General features: G+C 53.8%; 19 protein-coding genes and 4 pseudogenes. 11 read left to right on the top strand and 12 right to left on the bottom strand.

From position 1 onward, the window contains the following. Positions 1 to 708: a 2-oxo acid dehydrogenase subunit E2 gene (locus tag ABIA48_RS24825; RefSeq protein ID WP_429492038.1), complete on the top strand. Its 708-nt coding sequence runs from the start codon at positions 1 to 3 to the stop codon at positions 706 to 708. A gap of 154 nt (positions 709 to 862) precedes the next feature. Further along, positions 863 to 988, top strand: a pseudogene (locus tag ABIA48_RS24830) (IS66 family transposase); the annotation flags it as partial. Between the two features lie 57 nt (positions 989 to 1,045). Here ABIA48_RS24830 and ABIA48_RS24835 read toward each other — a convergent pair. The 3 genes from ABIA48_RS24835 to ABIA48_RS24845 are packed head-to-tail and all read right to left on the bottom strand — an operon-like array spanning position 1,046 to position 3,072. Then, a complete protein-coding gene (locus ABIA48_RS24835; RefSeq protein WP_429492938.1) occupies positions 1,046 to 1,588 on the bottom strand; it encodes a histidine phosphatase family protein in 543 nt (180 codons plus the stop codon). A gap of 17 nt (positions 1,589 to 1,605) precedes the next feature. Next, positions 1,606 to 2,649, bottom strand: a complete 1,044-nt coding sequence (locus ABIA48_RS24840) for an SDR family oxidoreductase (protein WP_429492040.1) — start codon at positions 2,647 to 2,649, stop codon at positions 1,606 to 1,608. 3 nt (positions 2,650 to 2,652) lie between these two features. Continuing rightward, positions 2,653 to 3,072: a nuclear transport factor 2 family protein gene (locus ABIA48_RS24845; protein ID WP_429492042.1), complete on the bottom strand. Its 420-nt coding sequence runs from the start codon at positions 3,070 to 3,072 to the stop codon at positions 2,653 to 2,655. Positions 3,073 to 3,188: 116 nt separating this feature from the next. Here ABIA48_RS24845 and ABIA48_RS24850 point away from each other — a divergent pair, with 116 nt between their 5' ends. Both ABIA48_RS24850 and ABIA48_RS24855 read left to right on the top strand, forming a co-directional pair. After that, positions 3,189 to 4,091, top strand: coding sequence for a LysR family transcriptional regulator (locus tag ABIA48_RS24850; protein ID WP_429492044.1), 903 nt, complete (start codon positions 3,189 to 3,191; stop codon positions 4,089 to 4,091). A 99-nt stretch (positions 4,092 to 4,190) separates the two neighbouring features. Beyond that, a complete protein-coding gene (locus ABIA48_RS24855; RefSeq protein WP_429492046.1) occupies positions 4,191 to 4,733 on the top strand; it encodes a DinB family protein in 543 nt (180 codons plus the stop codon). Positions 4,734 to 4,761: 28 nt separating this feature from the next. Here the strand turns inward: ABIA48_RS24855 and ABIA48_RS24860 are convergent, their stop codons facing one another. Beyond that, positions 4,762 to 4,968, bottom strand: coding sequence for a hypothetical protein (locus tag ABIA48_RS24860; protein WP_429492985.1), 207 nt, complete (start codon positions 4,966 to 4,968; stop codon positions 4,762 to 4,764). Here ABIA48_RS24860 and ABIA48_RS24865 point away from each other — a divergent pair. After that, a pseudogene (locus tag ABIA48_RS24865) lies at positions 4,915 to 5,061 on the top strand (lysis protein); the annotation flags it as partial. The gene ABIA48_RS24860 and the pseudogene ABIA48_RS24865 sit on opposite strands and share 54 nt — an antisense overlap. A gap of 232 nt (positions 5,062 to 5,293) precedes the next feature. Here the strand turns inward: ABIA48_RS24865 and ABIA48_RS24870 are convergent. From ABIA48_RS24870 to ABIA48_RS24880, 3 genes and pseudogenes are all read right to left on the bottom strand, one after another. After that, entirely contained in the window at positions 5,294 to 6,181 is an 888-nt protein-coding gene (locus ABIA48_RS24870) for a methionyl-tRNA formyltransferase (RefSeq protein ID WP_429492048.1), read from the bottom strand. Between the two features lie 31 nt (positions 6,182 to 6,212). Beyond that, positions 6,213 to 6,542 carry a hypothetical protein gene (locus tag ABIA48_RS24875; RefSeq protein ID WP_429492049.1) on the bottom strand — a complete coding sequence of 110 codons (330 nt, stop codon included), beginning with the start codon at positions 6,540 to 6,542 and terminating at the stop codon, positions 6,213 to 6,215. Between the two features lie 379 nt (positions 6,543 to 6,921). Continuing rightward, positions 6,922 to 7,113 (bottom strand): annotated as a pseudogene (locus ABIA48_RS24880) (tyrosine-type recombinase/integrase); the annotation flags it as partial. A gap of 30 nt (positions 7,114 to 7,143) precedes the next feature. On the opposite strand from ABIA48_RS24880, the gene ABIA48_RS24885 reads away from it, so the two are divergent. Further along, positions 7,144 to 7,278, top strand: a complete 135-nt coding sequence (locus ABIA48_RS24885) for a hypothetical protein (protein ID WP_429492050.1) — start codon at positions 7,144 to 7,146, stop codon at positions 7,276 to 7,278. 109 nt (positions 7,279 to 7,387) lie between these two features. Further along, positions 7,388 to 7,588 carry an Rz1 family lipoprotein gene (locus ABIA48_RS24890; protein ID WP_429492940.1) on the top strand — a complete coding sequence of 67 codons (201 nt, stop codon included), beginning with the start codon at positions 7,388 to 7,390 and terminating at the stop codon, positions 7,586 to 7,588. A 134-nt stretch (positions 7,589 to 7,722) separates the two neighbouring features. Here ABIA48_RS24890 and ABIA48_RS24895 read toward each other — a convergent pair whose 3' ends face one another. Beyond that, positions 7,723 to 8,127, bottom strand: coding sequence for a hypothetical protein (locus ABIA48_RS24895; RefSeq protein WP_429492052.1), 405 nt, complete (start codon positions 8,125 to 8,127; stop codon positions 7,723 to 7,725). Positions 8,128 to 8,219: 92 nt separating this feature from the next. On the opposite strand from ABIA48_RS24895, the pseudogene ABIA48_RS24900 reads away from it, so the two are divergent. Next, positions 8,220 to 8,306 (top strand): annotated as a pseudogene (locus tag ABIA48_RS24900) (DUF2514 family protein); the annotation flags it as partial. 386 nt (positions 8,307 to 8,692) lie between these two features. Here ABIA48_RS24900 and ABIA48_RS24905 read toward each other — a convergent pair. From ABIA48_RS24905 to ABIA48_RS24915, 3 genes are read right to left on the bottom strand one after another with little or no spacing between them, the layout of a single operon-like run. Beyond that, positions 8,693 to 9,088: a GtrA family protein gene (locus tag ABIA48_RS24905; protein ID WP_429492054.1), complete on the bottom strand. Its 396-nt coding sequence runs from the start codon at positions 9,086 to 9,088 to the stop codon at positions 8,693 to 8,695. Positions 9,089 to 9,096: 8 nt separating this feature from the next. Then, complete coding sequence (locus ABIA48_RS24910) at positions 9,097 to 10,110, bottom strand: glycosyltransferase family 2 protein (protein ID WP_429492056.1); 1,014 nt, start codon at positions 10,108 to 10,110, stop codon at positions 9,097 to 9,099. A 41-nt stretch (positions 10,111 to 10,151) separates the two neighbouring features. Continuing rightward, positions 10,152 to 11,408 carry a hypothetical protein gene (locus ABIA48_RS24915; RefSeq protein ID WP_429492058.1) on the bottom strand — a complete coding sequence of 419 codons (1,257 nt, stop codon included), beginning with the start codon at positions 11,406 to 11,408 and terminating at the stop codon, positions 10,152 to 10,154. Positions 11,409 to 11,704: 296 nt separating this feature from the next. On the opposite strand from ABIA48_RS24915, the gene ABIA48_RS24920 reads away from it, so the two are divergent. Together ABIA48_RS24920 and ABIA48_RS24925 are read left to right on the top strand one after the other, a co-directional pair. Beyond that, on the top strand, positions 11,705 to 11,986 hold the full coding sequence (locus tag ABIA48_RS24920) for an excalibur calcium-binding domain-containing protein (RefSeq protein WP_429492060.1): 282 nt from the start codon (positions 11,705 to 11,707) through the stop codon (positions 11,984 to 11,986). Positions 11,987 to 12,112: 126 nt separating this feature from the next. Further along, on the top strand, positions 12,113 to 12,325 hold the full coding sequence (locus tag ABIA48_RS24925) for a hypothetical protein (RefSeq protein WP_429492062.1): 213 nt from the start codon (positions 12,113 to 12,115) through the stop codon (positions 12,323 to 12,325). A 25-nt stretch (positions 12,326 to 12,350) separates the two neighbouring features. Here the strand turns inward: ABIA48_RS24925 and ABIA48_RS24930 are convergent, their stop codons facing one another. Beyond that, entirely contained in the window at positions 12,351 to 13,742 is a 1,392-nt protein-coding gene (locus ABIA48_RS24930; protein WP_429492064.1) for an aldehyde dehydrogenase family protein, read from the bottom strand. Between the two features lie 100 nt (positions 13,743 to 13,842). Between ABIA48_RS24930 and ptrR the strand changes: the two genes are divergently transcribed. Next, on the top strand, positions 13,843 to 14,721 hold the full coding sequence (ptrR, locus tag ABIA48_RS24935; RefSeq protein ID WP_429492066.1) for a putrescine utilization regulator PtrR: 879 nt from the start codon (positions 13,843 to 13,845) through the stop codon (positions 14,719 to 14,721). The last annotated feature ends 46 nt before the right edge of the window (positions 14,722 to 14,767 follow it).

The following is a 14,767-nucleotide window of genomic DNA, read 5'->3' on the forward strand; positions in this document are numbered from 1 at the left end:
ATGGGGCTCATACAGAATCCTGCTGCCGGTTCCGGTAGCACCGTGCCCTTGAAAGGCATGCGAAAAATGATCGCTGCGAAGATGAGCGAAAGCCTGCAGACTGCAGCGCAACTAACTCACCATGCTGAATGCGAGTTGACCCTCCTGCAGGCGAAACGGGCGGAACTAAAGGCTGCGGGTAGCCAGGTATCGCTCCAGGACCTGCTGCTGTTCGAGATCGTATGTTCCCTGAAGAACCATCCGGGACTCAATGCAACCCTGCAGGATAACCAAATCACGCGGCATGGTTCGGTGCATCTCGGTCTGGCGATCCCGCTGCCGGACGATCTGCTGGTGGCGCCCGCACTGTTCGATGCCGACCAACTGGATGCGCAGGGCTTGGCACTGGCACGCCGGGCCCTGGTGGACAAGTCACTGTCCGGGAAGCTCTCGGTGAAGGAGCTTACGGGGGCCACGGTGACCGTCACCAACCTGGGGCTGTCGCGGGTGCGTTTCTTCACGCCCATCCTCAATGTCCCTCAGGTGGCCATTATCGGGCTGGGAGGCATCCAGCGTCGCCTGCAACGAGGCGCCGATGGTGCGTTGTCAGAGCGCGACTTCATGGGCCTTTCGCTGACCTTTGATCACCGGGCCGTGAACGGTGCTCCTGCCGCAGACTTCCTCGATGATCTGTGCAAGCGAATCGAAGGGGTAGGTGACCGTCTGTAGACCAAGTACACCCGCCGCTAGCCCGGCAGCCATGACGATTGAAAGCGCCCAGGCTGCCTGTTTTCCGGAACGCATTCTGCGGCGGCGAAACGAAACGTCAGCTGCAGCGTGCCGATTATCAATGAACACTAACGACCGCGCTTCCCCTTACGATATCCAGGCGCCGGTACCGGCGCACGTCATCGATAAGGGCCTGCCGACAGCGGGTCTGCTAACCCACGTCATGATGACCAGGTTCGCCGACCATCTGCCGCTGTATCGCCAAGACGGTTTACTCGGATGACGATGGAAGCAGTGCTGCATTTAACAGGCATCTCTGCCGACCAGTTGGCGTCTCTTACACACCGCCGTACTGATACACGGTCGCACTCCAATACTGGCTGCCGTTACGTTTTTGGCGAGCCCATCCATCGGCCACCAGTTGATTGGCGATCATTCGATTCATAAAGCCATGACCGAGCAGCAGAACCGGTCCATCGCTGGCAAGGGACTGCAATCGTTTAGCTGCCGTACTCGCGCGCATCCTCGCAGTGCTGGCGGATTCGACATTGCGTGAGTAACCGCACAACCATAAGACTCGAAGGATAAATGCCCAGGTAAACGGCGACAGCCGTGGCAGTTTCCAATGACCACAAGGTAGTTGTGCTTCGCAGAAAAGTGCGTCGACCAGTGCAGGCTTCAGGCCGAGCGCTTGGACGGAGGTCAGCGCACGAGGTGCGCTGCTTGAAACAATCACCGTGGCGGTTGCGGCGAGTCGCATACTGGCATGCGGGACCGGGTGGTGGGTAATTTCGGATCGGTTGTATTGCTCGATCCAGTCTTTCATCTCGAGCGCTGAGATTTTGTCGGTTGCGGCCAGCTTTGGCTGGCCGTGGCGCATCAGGATTATTTTTTTGCTCACTGTCTGTTTACGTCCTTGTCCTGGTGTGTTTCAAACCAGCCGTGATCGCGGTACCACGCCACAGTGTCGGTGATTGTTTGCTCCAGTGTCCGGAAATTCAGGTCAAGCTCTCGTTCACTCTTGCTGTGGTTGAAACAGGTGCGGTCCTTTTCTCGTACCAACAGGCGCAACGTGGCCATGCTCAGCAGAATGGGCTTGCCAGTGAGGCGCGCATAGATCTCCTGCACAACCGCCAAGGTGTATAGAAAGGGCAGCGGTAGTTGTCGAACGGGTGTCTTGACGCCCGCTATACGTCCTAGAACCGGGACCAGCTGACGCATCGTCATATGCCGGCCCGCCGCGAGATAGCGCTCACCTCGTCGGCCATGTCTGGCGGCAGCAATCAGCGCCCATGCCACATCACGGGCATCGACAACGGAGAAGCTGCCAGGGATCAGCCCGGGCAACTTGCCGTTCACGACATCGTTAACCAACTGTCCCGAGGAGGTCGGGCCAATGTCGGCAGGCCCCCACATCCAACCGGGCAGGACCATACAGGCATGCATCTCGGGATGCGCTTCCAGGAACGACAAGACGACACGGTCGGCGAGGATCTTGCTGCGGTAGTAGTCATCCGCGTCGGCGTCGGCCCGCAGACATGTCTCATCGATGGACGAGCCAGGTGCGCCGTCGAGCACGGCAATGGAAGACGTATGGATGAACCGTCGTATACCGGCGCGGTAGGCCTGGTTTAGCAGGTGCCGCGTACCAGACACATTAATCTTTTCGAGTTCCTTCCAGTGGCTGCCGCCCTTGTAGTTGTCGCGAAAGAACGCCGCGGTGTGAAACACCGTATCGCAACCTTGCAGCGATGCTGCGAATGCGTCGACATCGGCCATGTCACCAACGACCAGCTCCACACCCGGCAGATTCTTGAACTGCTGTTCACCTTTAGCTTTTGAGCGGACCAAGCCTTTGACCGCGTAGCCACGAGCGACCAATTCACGCACCAGGTTGTTGCCCAGCAAGCCAGTTGCCCCAGTAACAAATGCGCTGCGCATGGCTCAACCCTCACGCTGTTCGGCTAACGGCATCAACACCGCACTGTCGAAGAAGGTCTCTTCACGGATGGCCAGCCCGTTTCTGAAGGTGAAGTGTGCGGCATAGTGCACGGTAATATGGCGTCCATGGGGTGCAATCACCCGGCCTGGCAGCACCAAGGGTGCGGCGAAGGTGCCGGTCAGTAAGGCAGTCAGCGCCAAAAGATCGTCAGCGACCATGAATGGGGTGAAGGTCACTTGGGCATCAGGGAACGCTTCGAACAGCGCAGTTTCTCGTTTGCGCATGGCTTCGCGACCGGTTTGAATCCCCATACCATCGAGGTAGATGAAGTCTTCGCAAACCAACGCAAGCATCGCCTCCACATCACGGCGATTGAAGGCTCTTGCGGCGCGTTCCGCATAGTCGTTGGGGCCAGTAGTCATACAAACCATTCCATTCGTTTCGAGGGCCTGTAGATATACCTTTGAGGCCTCTCCCGAAAAACAGCGACTACTGCATAATGGATTTGCACATATGCAGACCAGGGAGGACAGGACGCATGGCGTTGCAAGAAAATTGGGACGATCTTCGCCTGCTGTTGGCAGTCTCGCGGCGTGGCAGCTTCCTTCAGGCTGGCCAGATGCTGGGTATCGCGGCGTCTACCGTGTCCCGCCGCCTGACCCAACTTGAGGTCGCACTGGGCGAGCCACTCGTCGAGCGGGGCGTTGAAGGATGCTGGTTGACCTCGCGGGGCCAATCCCTCGTGGAGGTTGCACTGGCTGCGGAAGCTGGCTTGAGGCGTCAAACTGCTGCTGGCATATCCGGGCTACACACAGAGCTATCTGGCAGTGTCCTGGTCAGCGCAGGAGAGGGGTTCTCGTCTTGTGTGCTGGAGGCCGCGAGTCGCTTCACTGCTCAGCACCCGAGTTGCTCGGTGGAGCTGATGGTAACAGCCGACTTTCACAAGATCGTCCGCGGGGTGGCAGACATTGCTGTACGTACAGCTCATCTGGGTGAGCCGTCGCTGATTTATCGACCAATAGGCCGGCTCGCCTACGGTGTCTTCGCTGATGCAGGTTATCTGAAGCGGTTTCCAGGGGTGACCCCGGCTACTGCGGTCAATGTTGCCTTGCTTCCCCCGCTGGACATGTTGTCGCAAATGCGTGCGGCAAAGGCCGGTGGTCTGGACCGCGCGCAGATCAGCGTGAATTCGTTCGCCGTGCAGCTCGAATCGGTGAGGCGAGGTATGGGGGTGGCCGTACTGCCCCGTATATTGGCGAAGGATCTTATCGGAGTGTTCCCGGATCTCTACCTTCCAGATATGGAGGTCTATCTGGTGACCCGGCCTCAGGCATTAAAGCAGGCCCACATCAAATGTTTTTTTGCCATCCTGGAGCAGGTGCTGCTCGAAGCCCTATCCATAGAAAATGTCGAAGGTTACCTCTTGGGGGGGGACCCGTGAGCATCGGAAGAATAACGATCTCTACCACGCATGGGCCACCGTGCTCGGGCATCTATGGCAATTCGAACGAACACGCAATTCCACTCAAAGGATGAACACATGAGCCGTACCGGCCATATCTGCCTGATGGCGACCTATAACAAATGGATGAACGAAAAGATCTATGGAGCAGCCAGGTGCTTGTCCGATGATGAGCTCTCAGCTGATAGAAAAGCGTTCTTCAGGTCGATTCTCGGGACGCTAAACCACGTGGTAGCCGGAGACACTGTGTGGCTAAAGCGATTCGCCAAACATCCAGCGAACCACTCGGCATTGGAGCCGGTGAGGCGACTTTCTGATCCGAAAAACCTTGACCAGGCGTTGTTCTCTACTATTCGAGAACTCTCAGCATATCGAGAGAGGCTTGATCAGATAATCGTCGAATGGGCTAACTCTATTACAGAGTCCGATCTAGACCACACCCTCAATTACGCCAGCTTGAAGGGTGTAGTGTCCGACAAGGATTTTTACGGCCTGGTGATGCATTTCTTCAACCATCAGACCCATCACCGTGGCCAGGTTACTACGCTGCTTTCACAGGCTGGTGTCGACATAGGTGATACAGATTTAGTCGTCCTTATCCCATCCCGATCCAGCGTATGAAGAAAAGCTGGATACCAGTATTGAGAATTCACAGCCAAAGAGGGCATTCCGATTCGGATCGCACTGATTGCATCGCTATTGCCCTGGCATAATCCATGACGAACACCTTCGCACCGCTGGTGGTGAACGAGCGCTCTCCCAGGGCGTCGTTGCCCACCTGATAGCTATCGGTGCCGCCGCCGGCAGCGTGGTTCATGGAGGAGCGCGCACCGGACTTGACCCAGCGTATGCTCAACGAATTATCGGGATCATAGACACAGGCGACCAAGGATTGATCGCCTTGGCGGCTTGCCAAGCCTATGCCAAAGAAGTCTCAACACCGAAGTAAAAAAGCGAGCGGCCGGGGGGGGGGGGGGGCGTCAACATCCAACCCGGCCGCCGGCCCTTCAGACTGTCCCTGCAAGTCCAGTCACGGCTCTCGCTTCGTGCGCAAGAGTGTCTTCATGAAGCGCCTCATCCATGGCCGGGTTGCTCTGCGAGAATCAGTTTTGCAGCAGATGAATACGCAGCATAGAGGTAACACTGTATCGAAAAGATCAGGTATTGCACTCACCTGCCTTTCAGCTAAACCGAGCGCGGAACTTCGACAGCGGTAGCATGGCGGCGCGTTCTTTATCCGTAACGCAGGCGGTTACTTTCAATAGTCCCGTACCGCACACCACAACGGGCAATCCATCCTCAACAAATATCACCTTCCCCGCAGTTCGATTCTCGATTTGGACATCATCTTGGTCTTCAGCCGCAAGGATGCGCGCCGGGACGCCGTCTACATGGCAGAGTGCACCTTTGTATGGGTTGCCGACCGCATCGATCATACGTCGAATCCTTTTTGCTGACTGGCTCCAGTCAATCTTATAATCCCCATCGTCACGCCACAGGCTATATGTAGCCTGTTTGTGGTCCTGCGCCTTGGCTAGCAGCGGCTCGCCGCGGGCTAATGTTTGCAGGACAGCCAAGCCCGAACTCAGGTAGCAATCACCGATAGCCTTAATGGCGTCTGCAATGGTGATCGGATACCTAATCGGTACCGACGTCTGATGGATGATGTCGCCTCGATCATATTCACTAGCCCCCAATATCGCCGATACACCGACCCGGCTTTCACCGTTGATCAGCGCGTTGACTAATGGGGCGAAACCTCGGTACTTCGGCAGCTCCGAGTCATGGAAAACAATCAGTTTTTCCGGCGCATGATTGATCAGCCAGCGCCAGGATATGGCCATTGCGTATTCAGTGGTAATTTCGGAAAAATCTTTCCGGTATCTAAACTTAACGCCAGCAGAATCACACAAGGCAGAGATTTGGTCGGAGTAGTCGTTTAGTACAGCGGCGTCTTGGCCGATGACTACTTCGGCAATGATGTCTTTGAAATGAGTGACTGCCTGTTCGACAAAAACTAGCCCTTTTTCTGTCATCACAAATAGAGTTAATAGATTCGATCTGCTCACGTTATCGTTTTCCGCGTGTGGTAGATGGGGCTTATTTAAGACGTTTGTTATTCTTTCTATGTTCTTGGCCGGCGATAAGCAGTGCAGCATGCGCCTCGGCAAGCAGTTGAACTGAATAGGCAGGGTCGGCAGCGATGAACTGTTTTAACCAGCTCCGCAGCTCGCTTTCTTGAAACTCGAACTCGAGCAGATAGGTGCCGTTCAATTTGATGTTGTCGATCTTGCCGATCGCAGATTTCTGGCTGTTCCACTCGACAGGGCCGTTCTGAATGTTGAGGGTGTCGCCATAGACAGCGACAGCCTGGACAGTAAGGGTCTCAGCCTGCTCTGACGACTCCCAGCGTTTACAGGTGATCTTCATTTGGGTTCTTGTAGCGAGTAATATTGACAGTGATCTGAAATGGGTCTCTGAGTCCTGCTGATGGTAGTCATGTATTTATTGTCAGCCATGCGTTTCACACCTTCTGGTAAGGGTGAGCAGTCTATGGCCAGGAGTTTTGCTTATCTGTAGGAACTTTCTGAAATGTACGAGCCCAGTGCGGCGCAAAGAGTTGCAGGACGGGTTCGAATTTCTTCTTCGACCCTGAGTGTTTGTCGAGACTGGTGAGGGTGGAGCGACGAGCTGTAGGATTTGGGGGGGATGTACGGTCGGCAGGACGCCGGAGGAGGTTTGTCCGCAAAACCACCGCTGGAGGCCACGGTTTCTCGTTTGCATAAGCACAAAAGTACGGATATTTTGGCCGTTCGTGCCTCCCACCGAAATCAGCCGGAATCAGAAATACGCTGGTGCCGAGCTCAGGTACCGCAATCTCCCAATCCCACCTTAGTTTGCAGACTTTCTGCTCCCGCGTGCCGGTGTTCACCTAGAACAGCGCCATCGTTTGCAGGTGAGCGGGCAATTCCGCAAATAGAATCGACTGCTCCTGCCAAGCCTTCTACACCACCGCGCTGAAGGTGCTGGCATGACTTCCATCTGGCTACGCATCCTTCCTTATATAGCTGCGGTGCTGATCGGCACCACAGGTGCCTGGATGTGGCAGGCCAACAGCTACGGAACGATCATCGCCAACAATGAGGCAGCCAGTGGACCTCACTGAGATCGCGAACGCTGGTGCTGAGCAGCAGAGAAGCAGCAGGCCGCCGAGCAGGCACTTGCTGATCTGGACCAGAAAGCCCAGAAGGAAAAGACTGATGGCCTTGCCGAAAATGAAACATTGCGTCGCGTTGTTGCTGACTCTGCTCGCCGGCTGCGCATCACGGGAAGTTGTCGTGCCAGTAGTGGGGACGTACTCAGTTCCACCAGCCCAGCCAGCCTGGGCGATGCAGGAACCGTCGAACTCTCTTCAGCTTCTGGATCAACTGTTTTCGATATCCGGGCCGGGATCATTGCCGATCAAACAGCCTTGAAGGCGTTTCAAAGTTATGTGCGCAATGTGTGTGGTATGCGCTAGTAAATCAGCCTGATACTTTTGCTATTGCTGTCTCCAGCAGGGCTGTCACTGCCGCGGGGGAGGTGGCGGATTTGCTCTGCACCTACATAGTCAAACGTTCGAGGCTGAGCGACTATTAATAGCTGTCACGAGAGGCGTCGACGTGTCCGGCGAGAGACGCATTGGTTCGCTTTGACATACCAGTGATTTTTCAACCCTGCGCCGCTCACGCTGGCGAAAGGCTCTGATTGCCGGAACTGCCAGGAAAAGGGAAAAAGGCCAGAGCACCAAGGCATTCAGGATGACCATGGCGCAGGTGAAACGGTCAAAACTGCTCGCACCAACGAACACCAGCACTTTTTCAAGAACTATGTTCGGTTCGACCGGCGAAGGGGTGTCGTTGATCCAATCATGACACCACTGCTTGACTTGGACACATAGCCCAACGAATAACGCAAAAATCCAGACCGTCCCCAAAGAAAAACCAATCAGCAACGTGGTTATGATGATTCCCATACCAGACCTATCCCTTTGAGAACTGATCAAGGTGCAAAGTTACTCTGGAGTTATGACAGCCGCAAGTGGTCTATGGACGGCCAGGATGACCGGCTGACGTGCTCAAACTTGCTGACCAACGAGCGGGCGATCTGGCTGCAACTGCTGACCAAGCCCGAGCTCGTGGATTGACCTGCGAGCACCATTCTGCTGGCTTTCGATCTGGATGGCGAAGTCCTGCTTGTCGACGATGGTCCAAGTGTCGGTCCGGTCGAAGGGGGGGATGCTGGCGCAAGCCGGGCTGGCAGCTGCACCTTGCATGAACTGGTTCAGCGCAGCCTTCATGCTTGTCAGGTCAGGTCAGGTCAGGTCAGGTCAGGTCAGGTCATGGGTATGCGGAAGGCAAAAGTAGTGCAGATACACCTTTAGAGCGCCATTCGAAGCCGGGGCCCGCTTTATCTTTAATTGCTCCAACAGCAGTTAGGATAATGATCAATAGCAATGTCAAATAGATCGCGACCTGATTCAGCGTGACTTGGCGATTCGGTAGCTCGTGTTTTGTTTTGATGATTAAAATTTCTTGTTCTCATGCTGAGTTTTCGCGAAAAACGAAGTACTTGCATGTGAAGAATCCAAAAAACGCTACCGCGATTATCGCCAGAATCTGAATTATCTGATGAGGGTATTGAAGCGTGTCGACAAAGATGTACAGGAGCATAAAATTAATCAGGTACCCGGTTATATGCATCTGTATATAACGGATCAGTGCTCCTCGATTTTCTCTCTGAGAAAATGTCCATTTGTAGTTTGCGATATATCCGATGGCGACGCCTGTTAAGTACATCAGCGTCATTGAGAGCTTTTCACCACTGCCGGAATAGACAATCAATAGATATCCGAGATAAAGCAAGGAGTTGTTAACTAGGCCGACGATGCCGTAGCGGATTAATTGGCCAAAAGCAGGAGTGGTGAAAAAACTCATTCGGTAAACTACCTTCTATCTTCTTCGACGGGAAACGCTGACTGCGGGCTACGTACAGCTATGTCTTGTGTCTCTCGTCGCGATTCGTAGGTTTTCTGACCTATGATGTACAAGGGGCGCCGCTTGGTTTGGTCAAATGTCTTTCCGACATATATTCCAACGATGCCTTGTATCGATATCACAATACCGCCAATGAAGAATGTCGACACCATGAGACTGGTCCAGCCTTGCACTACCGCGCCATGGAGCATGGTGGTAAATATGAGGTAGGCTCCGTAAAGGAACGACAGTAGCGCCATGGAGAACCCAAGTTTTACCGCAAGTCGAAGTGGCTTGTCTGAGTATGCAATTATTGTCTCCATAGCCAAATTCCAAAGCTTTGAAAATGTATAAGTGCTTTTCCCATCCAGGCGTTCCGCGTGCTCGATCTCAATTCCTGTACTGGCAAAGCCTGTCCAATGAACCAGTGCGCCAAAAAAGCGGAGCTGCTCTCGCATTTGACAGACGTTATCCACAACTTTTCGAGAAATGATGCGGAAGTTGCCGCTGTCGCCATTGTATTCAAAGTCTGCCAAGTAGCTGAACGTCTTATAGAACAGCCAGGAGGTTGCTCGCTTGAGTGGGGGGTCGCTTCGTTTTCCTCGCAAGGCTAGAACAATGTCATAGCCTTCTTGGGCTTTGGCATAGAGGCGTGGAATTTCTTCAGGACGGTCTTGAAGATCGCAATCCATTACGACAGCCCATTGCCCTCGGCAAGCGTCCAAACCGGCGGTAATTCCATAGTGCTGGCCGAAGTTGCGACTTAGCTGAATGCCACGAACTCGCGGGTCAGCCTTGGCGAGACGCTCTATTATCTGCCATGAGCGATCGCCTCCGCAGTCTTCCACCAACAAAATCTCAAAATCGATTGAAATCTCTTCGAGGGACTTTCTTAATCTTGAGTAAAGTTCGTCAAGTGAGTTCTCGGCTTTGTAAACCGGAACAATGACTGAAATATGTGGCCCGGCCGCTTTTGGTATCATAGTGTCTTATATCTTATTAAATTGTGGGCTCGACTGGTTTTTTACCAAAATTTCGCATTAAAAAGAAGCTCCTGCCTGTAAAAAAACACTCCGAATGCTGCGTGCAAAAAGAATAGTGCCAGGCAAAGAGTGTATTTTATTTTGTCTATTTTCTTCTTGGTGAGAGCTTTTGTGTTTTTAAACAAGAAAGCGACAGAAAACAGGAATACTAGGTAAAGCCCCATTTGCCCGCTCCACCAGAAGTTCCCGTCGTACATTCGGTATCCGCTTTCTGCGAAGAAGTACGTAAGAACCAATCCCATGAAAAGGCAGCAGGAAGAAAAAATAATAGCTCTGTCTTGTGTGAAACTTCTTGGGTAGCACAGAAAAACCAGCAGTGGAAATGCTATTGATAGAATGAATTTCGGAAGCAGAAAGTTGGAGTAGTGAGCCATTGTCTCAAAAGGCATAACCACGATGTGGCTTTCCGTATTGCTGGTAGCTTGTGAAAGGTCTTGGAAGAAGAACGTTTGGAAAAATTGCAGGCCAAGCACTGTGCAGATTGGAAGAAAAAATGAAAAATATATGTATTTTCTCGTCAGCGCTGGCTTCAGTCTATGGGTAGCCAAGAGGAATAGCACGAAGGCAGGCAGCACAATCATTAAGAAGTTTGGCTTTGAAATTCCGCAAAAAAACAAAGATAGGGCAAGTGCTATGCCACTGGATAAGCCGTTGTTCGATGTACCGTTTGCTGATTTGAGCGCATAGCAGAAAGCAAGGAGGGAGAGAGGCTTTAGAAGCAGCATGGTAGGGCTGTGATAAATGCTGATTCCGATGTAGCCGAAATAGAGGTGCTGGTCTATAGGGAAGAATAGTTGCAGTGGAGTAACAAGGAGGAGGCAGACTGAGAACGGTATGGCGATGATTGCAGGCGCGTTCTCTGCCAGTATTTTATAGTTTAAGACTGAAAGAAAAAATATTGACAGCACTATTACGATAGTTGACGACTGTGCGTAGCTAATAAAAAATATTTTCTTTGAGAGAATGGTCAGGAGGTGATAGAGCGGGTGTGGAAGTATCAGCTTTTGGCCTTCTTCCATTTCGCTTGCCCACCTCAAGTGAACAACGTAGTCATATGCGTTCGCTGATAGCGTGCTTATCAGTGGTTCAAATATGGCTATGCAAATTGCCAGTAGTGCGACATAGGCCATTAAGTTGGTCATACGTTTCGACTTTGCATTAGAAATGGTGTCGAATTTGTTTGTGGCGTGCTCCCGTCTATCGTTGCTGATGGGCTCAGCAGGTTTAAGAGACGTCATTATTGTTCTTCCCTCTATATTACGTTCTTGCACGAGTGGTGAGATGGAAAATTTCTTGAAGGCAGCGAGTATACCCGCTGGACGTTGGTGCTGCTCCTTTCGGTGACATCGCACTCCATGAGCTTCCGACTCAATGGTACGTATCGTGGTTGGGCCCAAGCTTGCCGCTGTTGGATGCTCGTCTGTCAGGGGGAGATGCCAGTGCTTTCACGCAGGGCGGTGTGTGGGTTAGTGGGTTAAGCTGGAAAGCAAGCAACGTGAGCGTGCAAACGGCCTCTCATCATGGATGAATCAAAATGAAGTTGATTTTGGTTGTGCTTGTTGTTTGTCTGTTGGTTTGGAAGCTTTCCCCTGAGTTGCAGTCTTGGGCTGAGGCTCAGCTGTCGAATCCCAAAGGAATTTCTACGGTCGTGACTGTGCTGAAACCTGTTTCGGCTCCTGTCAAATGTGATGGGCGCAAACGTTGTTCGCAGATGATCTCGTGCGCAGAGGCCAAGAGTTTTCTGCAAAACTGTCCAGGAATGGAAATGGACGGAGACCACGACGGGATACCTTGTGAGACACAGTGGTGCCGGTGACTATTCGACGTTCACTGACAGGTTCAATGTTAATTTTGTTCAGGGTTGTGTTCGGGACACCCGACACTGCACTGGGTAAAGTCCTAAGCGCTTGCCCGGCCTGGTGTGTTTCAGATGGATTACTGAATGGCCAGCAACTGGTCAGGGTGGGCACCAATTCAGACAGGGTGCAGGCGACAGGTGCCGGCGAGTTACGGGTGCATAGGTTTATTGCCGGCAGACCGGTTGGCCAACTGGATTTGTCGTTTTGTCGCGGCACCCGAAGCCTTCGATTTGCTGGCACAACAAGTGGATGTCACGGCCATTAAGTTTGTAGCGTTCGAGGCGTTGGCAAGCTGAGCCAGTTCGGAACACTACGCTAACCTTAGCGTCGATCCAGCCAAACCGTTTGTGCATTACAGAACTCACGCACCCCGAAATGCGAGAGTTCCCGGCCAAAGCCACTCTTCTTCACGCCACCAAATGTGACACGCGGATCGCTGGCGCTATAGCCGTTGATGAACACGCCGCCGGTTTCAAGTTCGCCGGCCATCTGGCGGGCGAGTTCGACATTGCGTGTGTAGAGGGTGGCGGTGAGGCCGAACTCACTGTCATTGGCCAACTCCAGCGCATGGGCTGCGTCTCGGGCCGTGATGATTGAAGCCACAGGGCCAAACAATTCCTGTTTGAATGAGGTCATCTGATCGGTCACGTTGCCGAGAACAGTGGGCTCATAGTAATTGCCGGGGCCTTCAACCTTCTTACCACCCATTAGCAGCGTCGCGCCTTCTTCCAATGTATCGCGCACCTGTTGATCCAGTTCATCGCGTAGATCGAAGCGAGCCATCGGGCCGATGTAGGTGGTGGTGGCTAGTGGATCACCCACGACCAGTTGTTGGGTGGCCTCGACGAACTTGCGGGTAAATTCCCGGGCAATGCCTTGCTCGACAATCAGGCGTTTGGCTGCGGCGCAGACTTGTCCGGAGTTTTGATAGCGCCCGATCACGGCGGCTTTCACCGCCTCATCAAGGTCCGCGTCGTCGAGCACAATAAATGGGTCGGAGCCGCCCAATTCCAATACGCACTTCTTCAGCGCGGCTCCAGCCTGAGCGCCGATGGCCATGCCGGCACGCACGCTACCGGTGAGGGTGACCGCTGCAATGCGTGGATCGGCGATCGCCTTGGATACTCCCTCTGGCGTGACATTGATGACCTCGAAAACACCTTCAGGAAAGCCCGCTTGCCTGAAGACTTCCAGTAGCAAATAGGCGCTGCCCATAACGTTTGGCGCGTGCTTGAGCACGTAGGTATTGCCTGCGAGCAACGTGGGGACCGCGCCGCGCAGGACTTGCCAGATGGGGAAGTTCCACGGCATGACGGCGAGAATCGGGCCGAGCGGGCGATATTCAATGCGTGCTTTGCCGCCTTCAACCTGGGTCGGTTCCGAGCTCAACATGGCGGGGCCGTGTTCGGCGTACCACTCGCAGAGCTGCGCACATTTTTCAATTTCACCGCGAGCCTGGGCAATCGGCTTACCCATTTCCAGGGTGATCATGTTCGCCATGGCCCCTGAATTGTTGCGCAAGGCCTGGCCGAGGTTGATCAAAAGCTGCGTGCGTTGTTCAACCGGTTGGCTGCGCCAGGCACGAAACCCGGTAGCGGCCCGCGTCAGCGCGGCCTGTAATGCTGAATCGGACTCGAAAGGGTAATGGCCGATCTGTTCGCCAGTAGTCGGGTTGATCGAAATGGCATGGGTAAGGCTGGAAACATTGGTCATGGCACCGTCCTGCGAGGTAGGAATGTGCTCAGGTTATGGGGGTATATGTTTTCTGAAAACTGAATAATACTGAGCATAACGTTCACGTTTGGAGAATTACTTGGATCTGGTTCAGCTCGAAATTTTCAAGGCTGTCGCCGAGCACGGCAGCATTAGCGTTGCCGCCCAGCATATTCACCGGGTGCCATCAAATCTGACGACCAGAATCAAGCAGCTTGAGATGGACTTGGGTGTGGACCTGTTTATCCGCGAGAAGAGTCGTCTGCGCTTGTCACCAGCCGGCTGGAGTTTTCTGGATTACGCGCGACGTATTCTCGATCTGGTTCAGGAGGCGCGCGCCACAGTGGCGGGTGAAGAACCGCAAGGTGCATTCGCGTTGGGTTCGCTGGAGAGCACCGCCGCGGTACGTATTCCCGAGCTATTGGCAGCCTATAACCAGAAACACGCCAAGGTCGAACTGGACCTGTCCACCGGCCCCTCCGGGACCATGATCGATGGGGTGCTGTCGGGGCGGCTCGCCGCGGCATTTGTCGATGGTCCGGTGCTGCATCCGGCGCTGGAGGGCGTACCGGCATTCGAGGAGGAAATGGTCTTGATCGCACCGCTCAACCATGAACCGATTCATCGGGCGAAGGATGTGAATGGCGAAAACATCTATGCCTTCCGCTCCAACTGCTCCTATCGCCATCACTTCGAAAGCTGGTTCGCCAATGGCGCGGCGGTACCCGGCAAGATTTTCGAAATGGAGTCCTATCACGGCATGCTGGCCTGCGTCAGCGCTGGTGCCGGCCTGGCGCTGATGCCCCGCAGCATGCTCGAAAGCATGCCTGGATGCTCGACGGTCAGCGTCTGGCCATTGTCGGAGTCTTTCCGCTATTTACGCACCTGGCTGGTGTGGCGCAGGGGGACGGTGTCGCAGTGCCTCACGATGTTTGTGCGCTTGCTTGAGGAGCGTGGAGTCGTGTTGATCGATAAATAGTGGAAAGTTAACGGTCTGCGCTGAAAAACCGGATAATGGCGGCCAA

It is taken from the genome of Pseudomonas sp. S30_BP2TU TE3576 (genome assembly GCF_050436025.1).
GTDB lineage: Bacteria > Pseudomonadota > Gammaproteobacteria > Pseudomonadales > Pseudomonadaceae > Aquipseudomonas.